The 15,450-nt window shown below is 70.8% G+C and carries 17 protein-coding genes; 12 read left to right on the forward strand and 5 right to left on the reverse strand.

Annotation, left to right across the window (positions count from 1 at the left end; genetic code table 11):
• Positions 1–141: 141 nt before the first annotated feature.
• From VF584_07770 to VF584_07780, 3 genes are all read left to right on the forward strand, one after another.
• The gene (locus tag VF584_07770) at positions 142–435 is read left to right on the forward strand and encodes a type II toxin-antitoxin system RelE/ParE family toxin (protein HEX8210069.1); all 294 of its coding nucleotides are present in this window, start codon (positions 142–144) and stop codon (positions 433–435) included.
• A gap of 44 nt (positions 436–479) precedes the next feature.
• Positions 480–794: a HigA family addiction module antitoxin gene (locus VF584_07775; GenBank protein HEX8210070.1), complete on the forward strand. Its 315-nt coding sequence runs from the start codon at positions 480–482 to the stop codon at positions 792–794.
• Between the two features lie 118 nt (positions 795–912).
• On the forward strand, positions 913–1,113 hold the full coding sequence (locus VF584_07780; GenBank protein HEX8210071.1) for a hypothetical protein: 201 nt from the start codon (positions 913–915) through the stop codon (positions 1,111–1,113).
• Between the two features lie 58 nt (positions 1,114–1,171).
• Here VF584_07780 and VF584_07785 read toward each other — a convergent pair whose 3' ends face one another.
• Positions 1,172–1,657, reverse strand: coding sequence for a hypothetical protein (locus VF584_07785; protein HEX8210072.1), 486 nt, complete (start codon positions 1,655–1,657; stop codon positions 1,172–1,174).
• Positions 1,658–1,797: 140 nt separating this feature from the next.
• Between VF584_07785 and VF584_07790 the strand changes: the two genes are divergently transcribed.
• Positions 1,798–2,409 (forward strand): hypothetical protein, encoded by a 612-nt coding sequence (locus tag VF584_07790; protein ID HEX8210073.1) that lies wholly within the window; start codon positions 1,798–1,800, stop codon positions 2,407–2,409.
• Between the two features lie 84 nt (positions 2,410–2,493).
• Here VF584_07790 and VF584_07795 read toward each other — a convergent pair whose 3' ends face one another.
• On the reverse strand, positions 2,494–3,180 hold the full coding sequence (locus tag VF584_07795; GenBank protein HEX8210074.1) for a thymidine kinase: 687 nt from the start codon (positions 3,178–3,180) through the stop codon (positions 2,494–2,496).
• 148 nt (positions 3,181–3,328) lie between these two features.
• Between VF584_07795 and VF584_07800 the strand changes: the two genes are divergently transcribed.
• Both VF584_07800 and VF584_07805 read left to right on the forward strand, forming a co-directional pair.
• On the forward strand, positions 3,329–4,114 hold the full coding sequence (locus VF584_07800) for a helix-turn-helix transcriptional regulator (GenBank protein HEX8210075.1): 786 nt from the start codon (positions 3,329–3,331) through the stop codon (positions 4,112–4,114).
• Positions 4,115–4,166: 52 nt separating this feature from the next.
• A complete protein-coding gene (locus VF584_07805) occupies positions 4,167–4,547 on the forward strand; it encodes a VOC family protein (protein HEX8210076.1) in 381 nt (126 codons plus the stop codon).
• 131 nt (positions 4,548–4,678) lie between these two features.
• On the opposite strand, the gene VF584_07810 is transcribed toward VF584_07805, so the two are convergent.
• The 3 genes from VF584_07810 to VF584_07820 form a co-directional block, all read right to left on the reverse strand.
• Positions 4,679–5,143 carry a hypothetical protein gene (locus tag VF584_07810; GenBank protein ID HEX8210077.1) on the reverse strand — a complete coding sequence of 155 codons (465 nt, stop codon included), beginning with the start codon at positions 5,141–5,143 and terminating at the stop codon, positions 4,679–4,681.
• Positions 5,144–5,220: 77 nt separating this feature from the next.
• A complete protein-coding gene (locus tag VF584_07815; GenBank protein ID HEX8210078.1) occupies positions 5,221–6,882 on the reverse strand; it encodes a SpoIID/LytB domain-containing protein in 1,662 nt (553 codons plus the stop codon).
• Between the two features lie 489 nt (positions 6,883–7,371).
• Positions 7,372–8,151, reverse strand: coding sequence for an alpha/beta fold hydrolase (locus VF584_07820; GenBank protein ID HEX8210079.1), 780 nt, complete (start codon positions 8,149–8,151; stop codon positions 7,372–7,374).
• Positions 8,152–8,262: 111 nt separating this feature from the next.
• Here VF584_07820 and VF584_07825 point away from each other — a divergent pair, with 111 nt between their 5' ends.
• From VF584_07825 to cphA, 6 genes are all read left to right on the forward strand, one after another.
• Positions 8,263–8,697 (forward strand): hypothetical protein, encoded by a 435-nt coding sequence (locus tag VF584_07825; protein HEX8210080.1) that lies wholly within the window; start codon positions 8,263–8,265, stop codon positions 8,695–8,697.
• Positions 8,698–8,758: 61 nt separating this feature from the next.
• Positions 8,759–10,198, forward strand: coding sequence for a M20/M25/M40 family metallo-hydrolase (locus tag VF584_07830; protein HEX8210081.1), 1,440 nt, complete (start codon positions 8,759–8,761; stop codon positions 10,196–10,198).
• A gap of 332 nt (positions 10,199–10,530) precedes the next feature.
• On the forward strand, positions 10,531–11,028 hold the full coding sequence (locus VF584_07835) for a hypothetical protein (GenBank protein ID HEX8210082.1): 498 nt from the start codon (positions 10,531–10,533) through the stop codon (positions 11,026–11,028).
• A gap of 196 nt (positions 11,029–11,224) precedes the next feature.
• On the forward strand, positions 11,225–11,482 hold the full coding sequence (locus tag VF584_07840) for a hypothetical protein (GenBank protein ID HEX8210083.1): 258 nt from the start codon (positions 11,225–11,227) through the stop codon (positions 11,480–11,482).
• Positions 11,469–12,758 carry a M14 family zinc carboxypeptidase gene (locus VF584_07845; GenBank protein ID HEX8210084.1) on the forward strand — a complete coding sequence of 430 codons (1,290 nt, stop codon included), beginning with the start codon at positions 11,469–11,471 and terminating at the stop codon, positions 12,756–12,758. Before VF584_07840 ends, VF584_07845 begins: the two co-directional genes overlap by 14 nt.
• A complete protein-coding gene (gene cphA, locus VF584_07850; GenBank protein ID HEX8210085.1) occupies positions 12,748–15,354 on the forward strand; it encodes a cyanophycin synthetase in 2,607 nt (868 codons plus the stop codon). Before VF584_07845 ends, cphA begins: the two co-directional genes overlap by 11 nt.
• Positions 15,355–15,450 lie beyond the last annotated feature (96 nt).

The following is a 15,450-nucleotide window of genomic DNA, read 5'->3' on the forward strand; positions in this document are numbered from 1 at the left end:
GCTCCTCTCCGTCGGGTGACGGGGAGGAGCCCCCGTGTTTGTCGCCGCGGCGGTACAAATCGGCGACGCGCCGGAAGTAAACATTGACATGCGGAACGTTCCACAATACAATTCCGGGTCACTCCAACGGAGCTGCCGCGGATGATCGTAAGCTTCAGGAACCAGGGCACTGAGGACGTGTTCAACGGATTGGCGAGCCGCGCCGCGAGCAAGACGATCTCTGCGGAGCTTCAGAAACTCGCCCGCCGGAAAATGAGAATGGTTGACGCGGCGGTGCGGCTCGAGGACTTGCGCTTTCCACCCGGGAACGCGATGGAGGCGCTCCGGGGTGATCGCGAGGGGCAGCATAGTATCCGGATCAACGGCCAGTATCGGATCTGCTTCACGTGGACGCCGATGGGTCCGGCCGATGTCCAAGTGGTCGACTACCACTAAATGCGTTCGGATGAGGCAGCGGATACACAGTCACTGGAGGGACCATGAACGTACGAGTACCTACCCATGCGGAGCCGGAGCACCCCGGGGTCATCCTTCTGGAGGAGTTCATCCGTCCGCACGGGCTGACCATCACCCGCACCGCTGAGCTTCTCAGGATGAACCGACAGCGGCTGGATGCAGTGATCAACGGGCGCCGGTCCATCACCCCCGATACCGCGCTCCGTCTAGAGAGGCTGTTCGGGAGCTCTGCCGGGTTCTGGCTGAACCTGCAGCAGGGATACGATCTCTGGCACGCGATGCATGCGGCGGGGGTCGAGGAACTGCAGGAGATTGAGCGGTACGAGCCGGCGGCGTAAACTTGCCTAGACAGGGTCTCTGCACGGCCCGCTTACCGTGATCGGCATGCCATCAGGCGAACGGACGTCGGCCTGTCTTGGAAACTCCGGGGCGGATCACGTTTGTCCGCGTGGAGGAATGTGGACGGTGCATGGACGGGCGGTGCAGGAGTCGGCCGAGGATGAGCCGTACTACCTGGTCACGATCGAGGAGCTGGAGGGGTTCTCGGTGGTGGCGGAGTCGAGGGCGGAGGCGCTCTTCCCCGTCGTGCTGAAGGAGTATTTCGTGGCGGCGGTGGAGTCGGGGAACGCGCCGGCCATACCGTCCGTGCGAGCCTGATGGGATGCGAAACGGCCCGCCCGGAGCTCCGGGCGGGCCGTCGTTCGTGCGGGGGCGGTCAGAACCAGCGGCCTTCGTAGCCGCGTCCGCGGTTTTCCGGGTAAAGGTAGTCGTAGCGGGCCCGGTCGCGCTCCCAGCCCACGGGGCGTCCGCCGCCGCGGAAGGTGCTGGAGCCGCCCTTGGTCTGGTACGGGCGCTGGTACTGGTTGAAGTCGCCCACGCGCCACTCCATGTCCCCGCCGTACGGGTGCGGGTTGATGGGGTACTCGCCCGGATGCTGCTCGCGGACGTAATCCAGGTTGTAGCGGGCGGTCACCCGGTTCACGTGCGGCTGCCAGCCGGCGCGCATGCCGGGCCGGTCGTAGTCGTTGCCGTACGCGTGCACCCCGCGGCGGATGTCCTGCTGCGGGCGCAGGTCGCGCGGGTCCTCGCCCGAGCCGCGCATGTGATCCACGAAGTGCGCCGTCACCCTGCGCCGCTGCGGGCCCGTCGTTTCCTGGAAGCCGCGCAGGCCGTAGTCGTATCCCCGGTCGTAGCGTGCCATCGTTCCCCCTCCCTTGCGGTGTGCGCGCCCGCCTCGGGCCGCGTCCTTGTGTCTCAGCGCGTTGCCGTGCAATCCGCGTTCCCGGCGCGGCCCTTTCCGTGCAACAGCGGGCCATCGTACCCCCAGGCGAGGAGCCCGCGTTGACGCGACTGAACGAGCTTGCCCGCGAGTACGAGGCGCGCCATTACCCGCCCACCCGCCGCCTGGACCTCCAGAACGAGGGGCCGGAGACGGCGCGCGTGCGGGCGCTGCGCTGGATCCAGACTTTCGCGCACGAGGAGCCCGGCGCCGACCTCCTGCTGGTGGTGGAGCGCGGGCGCCGGCCCGGGCGCAAGGGGCCGGTGCGGGTGTCGGTGGAGAAGCTGCTGGAGGAACTGCTCGGCGGGCTGGTGGAGTGGTGGCAGCCCTTTGCGGACGGGAGCCTGGCGCTGCGCGTGGCGCGCGACCCACGCCGCTGGGGTGCGCGCGGGCGGCCCAAAGTGCCGGAGGGGGACGGGCGCACTCCGGAGACGGCGGGCGCCGCCTACGTTCCCGCGGAGGACGACATCCCGGAGGAGATCCTCCCCCTGGCCCGGCGCGTGGCGGAGATGCGGCGCACGCGTGAGGGGCTCGGCGTGCCGCTGCTGGGGGTGGTGATGCGCCAGCTCTGGATCCAGGCGCAGGCCACGGCCATGAGCGAGCGGGTGTCGTTCGAGGACGCGCTCACACGCATCATGCGCGATGAGGAGCGGCGGTTGTACGAGGACGACTGAACGGCAGGCTCACACAGAGACACAGAGCCACAGAGAAGGTCTTCTCTGTGGCTCTCAGTTTCCCTCTGCGTCTCCGGTGTGAGGCTACGCAGGGCTGCGCAGGCTCTCGTGCGTGAGCACCACCGCCTCGTGAGACCCGGAGCCGAGCAGATCGAGCAGCGACGTCTGGTCGCGCGTGGCGGAGGGGACCTCGTGGCAGCGGCGGCAGCGCGCCTCGTACGCCTCCTGGCCGCCCACCTGGATGACCGGTGCCTCGTACGGAGCGGGCTCGCCGTTCACCAGCCGCTGGTTGCGCGTGGCGGCGTTGCCGCAACGCACGCAGATGGCGTGCAGCTTGTCCACCGTCTCGGCCACGGCGATCAGGCGCGCCATGGGGCCAAAGGGCTCGCCGCGGAAGTCCAGGTCGGTGCCGGCCACGATGATGCGGGCGCCGCGGTCGGCCAGGAGCTGGATCACGTCCACGATCCCGTCGTCCAGGAACTGCACCTCGTCCACAGCGAAGACGCGCGTCTCCGGGTGCGCCTGCTCCAGCACCTGGCGGCTGTCGCGCACGGGGACCGCATCGACGCCGGCGCCGTTGTGCGTGCTGACGCGCGTGACTCCCTGGTAGCGGTCGTCCAGGGCGCTCTTGAAGAGCTGCACGCTGCGCCGGGCGATCAGCGCGCGGCGGACGCGGCGGATCAGCTCCTCGCTCTTGCCGCTGAACATCACTCCGGTTACGACCTCGATCCAGCCATGGCCGTCGCCGTGGTACAGCGCTACATCTCTCAACTGAAGGCTCTTGCGTGGCGGTACGGGGAAGGCGCCCGCGGGGGCGGTGCGGGCCCACCATTGTAACCGAAGCCGCTCCCCGGCCACAAGCACCCCGCCGCACGCCGTGCCCGTTGTCCACCGCCAGGAAACGCCTTATCGTCTCCCCATGACCGCGCCCCTGTACCGCGAACACGATCCGCCGTCCGCCCTCGCCGCGCGCGTGGAGTGCCTATGGACGCTGCGCTCGGACGGGGCGCTGCCTGCCCCCGTGCTCAACCGGGTGCTGCCGGACGGGTGCACCGACCTGATCTTCGACCTCGGCGAGCCGCCGCGGCCACGCAGCGGCCCGCGCGGCTACGCGGTGGGCGCCATGACGCGCGCAGTCCCCGTGCAGGTAGCCGGACGCGTGGAGATCGTGGGGGTCCGCTTCCGCCCCGGCGGCGCCGCGCTGGGACTCCCCGCGGGCGAGCTGACGGACCGGGCGGCGGGTCTGGAGGAGCTGGGGCTGGGCTCCCTCTGCGCGCCGGTGCTGGACGCGGGGTCCGCGCTCGACGCCGTGCCGGTGCTGGCCGAGGTGCTCGGGGCACGGTTCCGGGACGCGCCGGAGCCGATCGCCGCCGCGGCGTGGGCCCGCCTGTGCTCGACGGCTGGGGCACTCCCGGTGCGCGAGCTGGCCGCGCAGCTCGGCGTAGGCGAGCGGCGGCTGCAGCGCATCTTCCACGACCACGTGGGCCTCACCCCCAAGCAGGCGGCCCGCGTGGCGCGGCTGAAAGCGGCGATCTCGCTTATGGCGCGCGCGGAGCTCCCCCTGGGCCGCGTGGCACTGCGGGCGGGCTACTACGATCAGGCGCACTTCAACCACGAGTTTGTGCGGCTCGCGGGGGTGGCGCCGCACGTGTGGCGCGCCGAGCGTGTCGCATCCGTACAAGCGTCGGCGGCCGGGGCGCCGTAGTGTGATGCGACCACCCCACTCACCTGAAGCCGAAACGACGCCTATGCCAACCATGAAGAATCTGACCCCTATCCTCTACGTCGAGCGGATCGAGCCCGCGATCCCTTTCTGGGTCGACCGCCTGGGCTTCGCGCGGACCGCCGAGGTGCCCCACGAGGACCATCTCGGCTTCCTCATCCTGCAAAAGGACGGCGTGGAGGTGATGTACCAGACGCGCGACAGCGTGCACGCCGACGCTCCCGAGCTGGCTGAGCGGCTGCAGATGGAGGGATCGCTCCTGTTCATCGAGGTGGACGACCTGGATGGCGTGGAGCGGGCGCTGGAGGGGGTGGAGCGGGTGGTTCCGCGGCGGAAGACACCCTACGGCGCCGACGAGATCTTTGTGCGCGAGCCCGCGGGGAACCTCGTCGGCTTCGCGCAGTTCGGGGCCTGACGCCAGTTACAAGAAAAAAAGAGCCTCACACGGAGCCGCAGAGGGAACTGAAAGGACAACAGAGGTTGTCTGTGTCCTTTCCGTTTCCTCCGTGTCTCGGTGTGAGGCCCTTCTGTCGGTCCTGTAACGCACTACCGCCGCTTGTTGCGCCGCTCGAACACCACCTCGTCCGCCACGATCATGTAGCGGATCATCCGCTCGTGCGCCTCGGGAAAGACCTCCTGCCGGTCGCGAAAGCGGTCGTTGCTCACGATGGAGGCGTCCAGCTCGCGCGCGAAAGCCAGGAGGAAGTAGTCCGCGTCCGTGCCGGCGGGGGCCTGGCGGATCTTCCCATCCCCTACCTGCTGCTCGTACAGCGGCCGGTTGTCGATCTGGTGGCGGAGCGCCGCGTCCACCACCACGATCGGCCGGTATCCTTCTTCGATCAGCTTTTCGACCACGATGTCGATGTTCTGCAGCCGGGCCCGCTCGCCCTCGCCGGAATGGGCCACGTTGGAGCCGTCCACCAGCGCGATGGGCTTTTCTCCCGCGTGGCGCGGTACACGCTCCTCCGGCTGCTCCTCGCGCTCTTCCGGGTGCTGCTGCTGATCCACCATCCGTCCTTTCGCCCTCGTTGGGACCCGCGGCGCCCGCCTATCGTTGGGCCGCCTGTGATTGCACAGGCGGTGCCAGCCTACGCGCTGGTGCAGTCGTACGGGTCCGCCGTGCCGCCGCCCGGTGTGGACGAGACGCCGTCGCGGCGCGTCCCCGTCTTCTTCTCCAGCACGATGCCGGTGTAGTACTTCTTGAGGATCTCGGTGTAGGTGCGGCCGGCGCGCGCCATGCCCACGGCGCCCGTCTGGGGAAGGCCGGCGCCGTGGCCGTTGCCGCCGCCGTACACGGCGTAGCCCGTGAGCTGGCCGGACGCATCGGTCAGCCGCTCCACCACGAACAGGTTGCTGGGTAGAAGCGTCGGCACGCCGGCGTTGACGTACTGGAGCGACGAGCGGATGGCGCCCTTGTTGTCGACAAAGGTCCCCGCGTCGGTCACGTACTCGATCTGCGTGACGCGCCCCGTGGGGGAGCGGCCCAGGATGTTGATCGCGTTCACCTTGCCGACCGGCTTGTTGGCGAAGTCGCCAATCACGCAGCTGATCTGCGACATCGTCCAGCGGTGGTTCCAGCGGTGGTAGCTGTGGAAGCCACCGTACGCGCCCGTCCAGGTGGGAGTGCGCAGGTCCGTGAGCAGCGCGGCGGTGGACGACAGCTCCTTCTCGGCCGGCGCGTCCCACGTGCCGCGCAGGTAGGGGAGGGCGGCGCTGAAAACGTCCTCGCTGTTGGAGGTGTGGCCGCCGCTGGTGGCGTAGAAGAGCGCGTCGATCATCGCGCCGTTGTAGGTCGCTACGATCCCCGCGGTCGCCGTGACGGCGCTGTTGGAGGTGGCGTGCTCGGCCGCGAAGCCGCCGTAGACCTGGTCCGCGACGGTGGCGCCCAGGTCGTAGCCGTTGTTCCAGTGCTTGCCCAGGTTTGCGTGCGCATACGTGCGCGCGGCGACGGCCTGCGCCTTCTGCGCCTCGATCTCGGGATAGGTGACCGGCGACAGCTCGCGGGGGAGGACGCCGTAGAGGTACTCCTCCATCGGCAGCTCGTTGATCCCGGCGAGGAGCCCGGAGGCGTTCTGCTGCACCTCCGCGATGCCGCGGTACTTGGCGCCGTTGATGAGTGCCTGCCCGCTCGCCGGCACCACCCGCGGCGCCCCCGCCGAGAGCACCTGCGCGCCCGTGGTGCGCGTGGTGATGTAGCGCGTCAGGTTCTGCGGGAGCGTCGTCGTGCGCCAGAAGGCGGCCGAGGTAGCCTGTCCCGCGGCGATCACGCGGTCCTTGTAGATGCGCTCCGCCGCGGTGTCGATGGGGAGAGGCCGCTCGCCCACGTACACGCGCCAGCACGCGGAGGCGGAGACGTACTCGGCGGCGGTGGGGAAGCCGGCCGCGGTGCCGTTCGCCAGCCGCTGGTCGCGGTCCGTGGTGCTGCCTGTGCACGTCACCTGCAGCCGCCGGCTGGTGACGGAGACGGGCACGGTGTCCCACGTGACGGTCACCTGCTCGCCCGCCGTGCCGGTGAGGAGGAGCGCGTTGGTCCCCTTCTCACGCACCTCGAACGTCCCGGTCGCGCCCACCTTCACCGACGCCGCCGACGGCACGACGCCGATGCGAATCGTGCCGCTGTACGGCTCCACTGCGCGGCGCGCGGGGCCAGGGCGCGGCGCGTTGCCGGTTTCGGTCGGCAGCCCTTCGCCGCACGCGCCCGCGGCGGCGAGGAGTCCCAGCAGGGCGATGCGAATCCGTCGTGAGCTCATCCGTGCCTCGGGTCGGGTTGGGCGTGCGCGGTTTGTGGCTGAGATTGGATATGTGAAGAAGCTTCTTGCGGGGGCTGGACGCAAGGGGTGGTGCTGGGACGGCGTCACCGGGGGGATGAATCCCCCGGCTGAAAATACGGGAAGGCGGCTAAAGCCGGCTCGAGAAACGCGACATTGGCCCCCGAGTCCGCGGAGGCGGACTTTGTGCTGTTGTTGCAGCGAGTTCACTCGCCTCCTGGTGCGGGGCTCGGCGCACTGACGGGACACGGGCAGCCACGTGGGGCTGCCCCTACGGGATCAGGTGGGGGCGAGGGCGGGCGGACACGCAGGTCCACCCCTACCGGTTTCGGGGCGCGGGGCGGGGGCTGGGGTGGGGGCAAGGGCGGGCGTGATGAATCACGCCCCTACGCGGCACCGGAAACCGCGGCGAAGAACGGATCTGGCCCCCGAGTCCGCGGAGGCGGACTTTGTGCTGTTGTTGCAGCGAGTTCACTCGCCCGAGGCCAGGGAGCGCTCCTCGCCTTCCCCCAGGCGCTCGGCGAGCCAGGTGGCGGCGTAGCCGATGGCGTCGGGGGGGAGGATGTGGCCGGCGTTCCACCAGCGCAGCTCCTTGGGCTCCTGCGCGGCGGCGAAGAGGCGCTCCGCCTGGTCCGGGCGGATGGTGCGGTCGCCGCGGCCGTGCACCATCAGCAGCGGGCGGCCGTCCAGCTTGCGGATGGCGCGCAGCGGGTCGGCGACGGTGCGCGCGACGGCGGCGAACGGCGTGCCGGACGGGAGGTCGCCGCCGGCGGCGAGGACGAGGGCTCGGACCGAGGGCTCCTGCGCCGCCAGCAGCACGGCGAGGAAGGAGCCCAGCGAGTATCCCGCGACCGCCAGCCGACTCCCGTCCACCTCCGGGCGGGCGGCCAGGTAGCGGAGCGAGAGCGAGCACTCGGACACCGCCTGCCGCCAGATCTTCATCAGCGCCAGCGGGTTGCGGCTCGCCTGCGCCTGCACCGGGTCGTTGCGCGTGCCGTGCAGCGGGAGGTCGATGGAGAGCGAGGCGATCCCCCGTTTGAGGAGCGCGGCGCCCACGCCCTCGCTCATGTGCTCCTTGCGAGAGGTGTAGCCGTGCAGGAGCAGCGCGGCCGGGGCGGGCGTGCGGTCGCGGGGCACCAGGAGGACCGCCGGCACCGGATCGCCCGTGGTGCGGAAGTCCACCACGATCCTCCGCCCGCCGTCCCACGGCCCCTCGGAGCGCGTCGTCTGATGGATTTGCTTCTTGAACATGCGCCCGGTTTTGGCAAGAAGGCTGCCGGGAGCGGGTCACCGCTTGTTGTGCACGAGACGCGCGGGTAAACTTGCGGGCACACGTTCTTCCTTCACCCGACGGACATCAGAATGCGTTTCTTTGCGGGGTTCGCCCTCATCGTCCTCCTGGCCGCGTGCGGTGGCGTGGAGTTCGACCCCGGCCAGTACGACGTCACCGGCCGCTGGACCGGGACCACGCTCGCGGATACGTCCCGCTACGACTTCGACCTCGATCTCACGCAGAACGAGGAGGAGATCTCCGGGAGCGGCACGGTGCGCGTGCGGGGGCAGACGGTGCAGGTGCGGGTGGACGGGATCTTCGGCTTCCCCAACGTGGACCTGACGCTCAGCGCGCCGGGGTTCGTGCCGCTGACCTTCGACGCCGCGTTCCGGCGCGACACCATCGCGCCCCCCAGCGGCACGACGCCGGCCGTGCTGCGCGAGAACCGCCACGCAATCGCGGGCTCGTTGACCACCTCCGCGCTGGAGGGCGTCCCGCTGCTGATCCAACGCGACACGCTCTGACGCTGGACCCATCGCGGGCCTCGCGGCGTACACATCCGCCACACCCCAACGCGGAACATCGATGCTGAAGAAGACCCTCGTGGCGGCCGCGCTGGCCGCCCTCGTCGCCGCACCGGCGGCGGCGCAGTACGACGTCGCCGCGCCCGCGCCCGCCCGCTACGACCGCGCGGCGACCGGGCGCGCCACGCTGGCGCACCTCCAGAACCTGATCCGCCTCAACACCCAGAACCCTCCGGGGAACGAGGCGCTGACGGCGGCCTACTTCGACTCCGTCTTCCGCACCGTGCCCGGCGTGGAGACGCACGTGCTGAACGTGGCGCCGGGGCGCGCCAACTTCGTGGCCCGGCTCCGCGCGGCGCGCGCCACAAAGAGGCCCGTCATCGTCATGGGGCACATGGACGTGGTGGGCGCGGACAGCACCAAGTGGGAGACGAACGCCTTCGTCCCCACCATCCGCGGCGCGCACCTGTACGGCCGCGGCGCAATCGACGACAAGGGGATGCTGGCCGCCGCGCTGGTGGCCATGCAGGAGCTGTCACGCGACCGGGGGCGGATGACGCGCGACGTCATCTTCCTGGCGACGGCGGCGGAGGAGGGCGGCCCGAATGTTGGGATCGACAGCGTGGTGGCGCACCACCGCGAGCTGCTGGGCGGCGCCGAGTTCGCGCTCAACGAGGGCGGGCGCATCCGCGTGCGCGAGGGCACCATCCGCACCGTGAACATCCAGACGACGGAGAAGGTCCCCTACAACGTCGTCGCCACGGCCACGGGCACGGGCGGGCACGGCTCCATTCCGCTTCCCGGCAACGCGCTGGCGGCGCTGGCCCGCGCCGTGACCCGCGTGCACGAGTGGAAGCCGCCCGTGCGCCTCATCGAGACGTCGCGGCTCTACTTCAGCCGCCTCGCCGCGACGGAGCGGAATCCCGAGATGCGCGCCGCGATGCAGGCGCTGACGGCCCCCGGCGCCACACAGGCGCAGATCGACCAGGCCGCCGCCACGCTGTCGCGCGAGCCGCTGCACAACGCGGTGCTGCGCGCGGGCGCCTCGCTCACCCTGCTCAACGGCGGCTTCCGCTCCAACGTGATCCCGTCCGAGGGGAAGGCGACCTTCAACGTACGCATCGTCCCCGGCGACGACATCCGCCAGATCGTGGCGGAGATGAACCGCGTGGGCGGCGAGCCGTCGGTGCGATTCGCGGTGGACGGCGACCCGCTCCCCGCGCCCGACCCCTCGCCCGTCGCCACGGACCTGTACCGCTCGATGGAATCCGCCGCGCGCGCGATGGCGCCCAACGCGGTGGTGCTCCCCTTCATGTCCACGGGCGCCACGGACGGCGCGGTGCTGCGTGGCGCGGGGATCCCGACCTACGGCATCCTCCCCATGCCGCTCGCGGAGGAGGACGAGATCCGCATGCACGGCGACAACGAGCGCGTGCCGGTCGCGGCGCTCGGGTGGGCGACGGAGTACCTGTACCGGGTGCTGAGCGGGGTGGTGCGGTAGGCCCCCACCCCCCGGCCCCCTCCCCCGCACGCGGGGGAGCGTGGGGGAGGGGGAGAACAGCGGGCCCGGGGCTGACATCGGCGGGGCGAGTCCGCGAAGGCGGACTTCCTGCTGTTGTTGCCGCGACTTCAGTCGCCAGGCCCGGGAGGCACTGCTTTCCTCCCTGCCCGGTTCTTGCCCAATTCGAATCCCGACGCGCATGCGCCGGGCTTCGTCATTTGGGGCGATGCCGTTGTGGGGATTGCGGTTGCGGATCGGCGGGGTGCGGAGCGTGCGCTTGGTTCCGTCCTCCACGGCGGACGGTCACTTCTACCAACAAGGGACAGGGGAACATGAAGAAGGGAATCTTTGCGGGGCTGGTGATCGCGGCGGCGGCGCTGGCGGGGGCGGATGCCGCGCAGGCGCAGAGCACGATTCCGATCTCCGTCGAGGGGCGCCTCGACCTGGGCGTTCCGGTGGGCGATGCGGCGGACGTGCTGGAGCCGGGGGTAGGGTTCGGGATCACGGGCGCGTTCCAGCTCACCCCGCTCTTCGGGCTGTACGGCGGGTGGAGCAGCTTCGAGTTCGATGTGGACGGGCTGGATGACGAGCTCACGTCCGACGGCTTCGAGCTGGGCGGGCGGGTGACGCTGGGGACCGGCGGCGGGATCTACAACCCGTACTTCCAGCTCGGCGCGCTCTTTCAGGACGACGAGACGGGGCTGGAGGCGGGCCTCGGCGGCTTCTACCCGGTCGGGCAGAACCTGTCGCTGACCCCGATGGTGCGCTACCGCACCATCGACGAGCTCGACTACCTGACGATCGGCGTGGGGCTCAACCTCCGCTTTTGAGGGCATCACACAGAGGACACGGAGGGGAACTACAATGCGCAGAGAACCTCTTCTTTTTTGCTTGCTGTAACTCTCTGTGTCTCTGTGTGAGGAACAACGAGGCCCGGTCCCAGGAAGAGGCCGGCCTTTCGCGCTGATACGGACGGGGCATGCGCGGTGCGATTGCGAGCGGCACGGCAAATCAAAGGAGGATCCCTTGCTGCTGGACCATTCGCACCCGGACTGCACCGGAAGCTGGACGCTCCACGGAGAGGGCCGCGGCGGGTGCACGGTGGCGTGCGCGCGGTGCGGGGCCGCGTACCCGCGCAGCGCCTGGGCCGAGGACGCCGGCGAGCGCGAGCACGAGCTGGCGCGCCTCCTGGCCTTTCTGGAGCGGCGTGGCCGCGCGATCCTCGCCGGGACCAGAGCCCCCGGCCCTTCCTCGCGCTGGACCAAGCTCCATGGCGAGCCTTGAGCACCCCCAGCAGACGAGCCGGATGACGTTCGACGCAGAACGGGACCTTCTCCACGAAGCGTACGCCCTTCCCGCACTCACCACCCGCAAGTTCACCCACGCCGAGCTGTGGCAGATCCTCGGCACGCTGGTGGACGAGGCGGGCTGCCTTTCGCGCGAGGAGATCGGGCGCTCCGCCGAGGACCGGCCGCTCTACGCGGTGCGTTTCGGAAGCGGCCCGCTGCGCGTCCTCCTCTTCAGCCAGATGCACGGCGACGAGCCCAGCCACACGATGGGCCTCGCCGATCTCCTCTGCTACTTCGCGCGCGAGCCGGACGACGAGCGGGTGCGCCGCCTGGCGGAGGGGCTGACGATCGCCGCCATCCCCATGCTGAACCCGGACGGGGCAGAGCGCTTCATCCGCACCAACGCGCAGGGGATCGACATCAACCGCGACGCCCGCGCCTGGCGCACGCCGGAGATGCGGGCGTTCAAAAAGTTCCACGACGAGTTCCGCCCCGACTTTGTCCTGAACCTGCACGACCAGGACGTGCGCAAGCGGGTGGGGAAGGAGGGCGGGATCACGGCGCTCGCCATGCTGGCCACGCCGGGGAATCCGGACATGGAGGACGACGAGCGGCGCATCCGCGCGAAGCGGCTGTGCGGCGCCATCCGGCGTGCCGTGGAGCCGCTGGCGGAGGGGCGCGTGGCGCGGTTCCAGGAAGAGTACAACCCCGCCGGCTCCGGCGAATACACCCAGCGCTCGGGCGCGGCCTCGCTGCTGCTGGAGTGCGGCTACTGGCCGGACGACGCTGAGAAGCAGTTCCTGCGCAAGCTCAGCTTCGTCGCCATCCTGACCGCACTGGAGGCGCTGGCGGACGGCAGCTACGAGCAGGTGCCGGTGGAGGAGTACGAGTCACTGGAGGAGAACGACACCAGCGTCTTCGACCTGCTGGTGCGCGGCGGGACCGTCGTGGTGCCGGGGCTGGAGCCCTTTCGCGCGGACGTCGGGGCCAACTTCGCCACACCGCTCGATGTCACCGGCGGCGCCACCGCGTCGGTCGGCGACCTGGCGGACTACACGGCGCGCGTGGTGGTGGAGGCGGAGGGGTGCTTCGTCCACCCCGAGCCCGAGGCGATGGAGCGGGACGATGCGGGGCGCGCGTCGCTGGAGGAGGGGCTCCCCGCCTCGTACACCGTGCGCCGCGGCGCGGACGCGGAGAGCGACCTTGTCGCCATGATCCGCGAGGGCGTGCTGCGCGGCGCGGACGAGCGGGAGCCCGCCGATGCCGTCTGATCCGCGCGAGCTGGCGGATGGGCTCCGCCTGCGCGGCGTGGGTGCCCTGCGCGGCCGCAGCCTGTGGGCGCCCGGCCCCGCCGCCGTCGCGGAGGTGGAAGAGGGCGAGCTCGCCGGGACGACGTGCGCGGCAGTGGAGGGCTTCGCGGAGCGGCTGCGCGCCGTCCTCCCCGCCGTGGAGGTAGGTGACGGGTCGGCGTGGCCCGAGGTGATCGCGCGCGTGGCGTCCGTGCTCCAGGCGCAGGCCGGCTCGCCGCCCGCCTTCTGCCGCATCGCCCCCGCCGCCGGCGACGATCCCGCCGTGGTGGCGCTGGGCTTCGATGAAGAGGCGCTCGGGATCGAAGCCCTGCGCGAAGCCGCCGCCCTGGTACGCGAGTGCATCCGCGGCGAGGCGGTCGTAGTGGACAGAGTGGTCGGCGACCTCCGCGAGCTGTACGCGCGCACGCACCCCGGCCCCACGGGCTCGGTGCTGATCGCGGAAGCGCGCCGCCGCGGAATCCCGGTGCGCCGCGCCCCGGGCGACCGCGTGGTGCAGCTCGGCCTGGGCCGCAACCTCCGCCGGCTGGACGCCGCGATGACGGACTTCACCAGCGTCATCGCCACCGACATCACCTCGGACAAGCACCGCACCAAGGAGATCCTGGAGCGGATCGGCCTCGCGGTCCCCGAGGGTGAGGTGGTCACCTCGCTGGACGACGCGGTCGAGCTGGCGGAGGACCTGGGATATCCCGTCCTCCTCAAGCCGCTGGACGCCAACGACGGCCGCGGCATCTCCGGCCGGCTGGACACGGAGGCCGCCGTGCGCGCCGCGTGGACCATCGCCGTCGCCGAGCATCCGCGGGTGATCGTGGAGCGCTTCGTCACCGGTCGCGACCACCGCGTGGTGGTGGTGGCCGGACGGGTGGTGGCCGTCTCGGAGCGCGTACCCGCGCACGTGGTGGGCGATGGGACGCGCAGCATCCGCGAGCTGGCGGAGGAGGAGAACCGCAACCCCAAGCGCAACCCGCACGATCCCGCCTCGCCCCTCGTCCCGCTCCCGCTGGACGACCTCACGGAGCGCTTCCTGGCGCGCACCGGCCGCACGCTGGACTCCGTTCCGGACGCGGGGGAGGCGGTGCAGCTCCGCGGCACCGCGAACATCTCCACCGGGGGCACCTCCATCGACCGCACCGACGAGATCCACCCCCGCAACCGCGCCCTGTGCGAGTTCGCGGCGGCGGCGGTGGGGCTGGACATCGCGGGAGTGGACGTGCTGACGGACGACGTGGGCGTGCCCTTCGATGAGAACTGCGCGGCGATCATAGAGGTCAACGCGTCGCCCGGCATCCGGATGCACACCGATCCGGACGTCGGCACGCCGCGCGACGTGCCCGGCGCCATCCTGGACATGCTCTACCCGCCCGGCAGCGAGACGCGCATCCCGGTGATCGCCATCACGGGGACCAACGGGAAGACGACGACGACGCGCCTGATCGCGCACCTCTTTCGGCACACGGGGCGGCGGGTCGGCTTCACCACCACGGACGGCGTCTACCACCAGGACGTCCTGCTGATGGAGGGCGACCTCACGGGCCCCTTCGCGGCCAACGTGGTGCTCTCCGATCCGCGCGTGGACGTGGCGGTGCTGGAGACGGCGCGCGGCGGCATCCTGAAGTCGGGGCTGGGCTTCGAGAGCTGCGACGTGGGCGTGGTGCTCAACGTGTCCGCCGACCACATGGGCCAGCGAGGCATCCACACGCTGGAGCAGCTTGCGGAGGTAAAGGCGGTGATCCCCGCCGCGGTGGCTCCCGGCGGCCACACCGTGCTCAACGCCGACGATCCGCTCGTCCTCGGCATGCGCTCCCGCACCCGCGGCGACGTGGTGCTGATCTCGGTCAGTGGCGAGGCGGAGAACCCTGCCGTCGCCGAGCACCTGGCGTCCGGAGGCGCGGCCGTCACGGTCGAGCTGGAGGATGGGCGGGAGAGCATCGTCCTGCGCCTCGGTTCCGAGCGGCTCCCCGTCGTCCCGGTCGCCGAGGTGCCGCTGACGATGGGGGGTGCGGCGCGTTTCCAGCTCGAGAACATCCTGGCGGCGACCGCGGTGGCGCACGCGCAGGCCATTCCGCCGGGCAAGATCGCCGAAGCGCTGCGCGCCTTTGTACCCTCGCGCGCCGCGACGCCGGGGCGGCTGAACGTGCTGCCGGTGCGCGGCGGCAAGGTGGTGGTGGATTACGCGCACAACCCGGCCGGGGTGCGCGGCCTCATCGACTTCGTGGTGCGCATGGATGCGCGGCGGCGGATCGGCGTCCTGAGCATCGCCGGCGACCGGCGCGACCAGGACATGCGCGAGATCGGCTCGATCTTCGCCGCGCTGGACCACGTGATCCTCAAGGAGAACGAGGCCTACCGCCGTGGCCGCCCCGTGGGCGAGGCCATGGGAATCCTGGCGGAAGGACTGGAATCCGGCGGCCTTCCCCCGGAGCGCTACGAAAAGGTGCTCGACGAGACGGAGGCCGTCATCCACGCGCTGCGGATGATCGAGGAGGGCGACGTGGTGGTGATCCTGGCCGCGGAGCCGGAAAAGGTGCTGGAGCAGGTGGAGGGGTTCAGCGGGTAGGCCCTCACCCCCGCTCGTTCCTCGCTGCCCCCTCTCCCGATAACAGGAGAGGGCTGCGCCCTCGCCGTTATCGAGAGAGGGGGCGTGGGGATGCAC

This window comes from Longimicrobium sp. (genome assembly GCA_036389135.1).
In the GTDB taxonomy this organism is placed as follows: domain Bacteria; phylum Gemmatimonadota; class Gemmatimonadetes; order Longimicrobiales; family Longimicrobiaceae; genus Longimicrobium.

Coding starts and splice junctions, on each gene's coding strand:
- VF584_07835 (HEX8210082.1), top strand. CDS start 10,531: ATGAAGAAGGGAATCTTTGCGGGGCTGGTGATCGCGGCGGCGGCGCTG.
- VF584_07820 (HEX8210079.1), bottom strand. CDS start 8,151: ATGTTCAAGAAGCAAATCCATCAGACGACGCGCTCCGAGGGGCCGTGG.
- VF584_07780 (HEX8210071.1), top strand. CDS start 913: ATGTGGACGGTGCATGGACGGGCGGTGCAGGAGTCGGCCGAGGATGAG.
- VF584_07845 (HEX8210084.1), top strand. CDS start 11,469: ATGGCGAGCCTTGAGCACCCCCAGCAGACGAGCCGGATGACGTTCGAC.
- VF584_07785 (HEX8210072.1), bottom strand. CDS start 1,657: ATGGCACGCTACGACCGGGGATACGACTACGGCCTGCGCGGCTTCCAG.
- VF584_07810 (HEX8210077.1), bottom strand. CDS start 5,143: ATGGTGGATCAGCAGCAGCACCCGGAAGAGCGCGAGGAGCAGCCGGAG.
- cphA (HEX8210085.1), top strand. CDS start 12,748: ATGCCGTCTGATCCGCGCGAGCTGGCGGATGGGCTCCGCCTGCGCGGC.
- VF584_07775 (HEX8210070.1), top strand. CDS start 480: ATGAACGTACGAGTACCTACCCATGCGGAGCCGGAGCACCCCGGGGTC.
- VF584_07830 (HEX8210081.1), top strand. CDS start 8,759: ATGCTGAAGAAGACCCTCGTGGCGGCCGCGCTGGCCGCCCTCGTCGCC.
- VF584_07815 (HEX8210078.1), bottom strand. CDS start 6,882: ATGAGCTCACGACGGATTCGCATCGCCCTGCTGGGACTCCTCGCCGCC.
- VF584_07805 (HEX8210076.1), top strand. CDS start 4,167: ATGAAGAATCTGACCCCTATCCTCTACGTCGAGCGGATCGAGCCCGCG.
- VF584_07825 (HEX8210080.1), top strand. CDS start 8,263: ATGCGTTTCTTTGCGGGGTTCGCCCTCATCGTCCTCCTGGCCGCGTGC.
- VF584_07800 (HEX8210075.1), top strand. CDS start 3,329: ATGACCGCGCCCCTGTACCGCGAACACGATCCGCCGTCCGCCCTCGCC.
- VF584_07770 (HEX8210069.1), top strand. CDS start 142: ATGATCGTAAGCTTCAGGAACCAGGGCACTGAGGACGTGTTCAACGGA.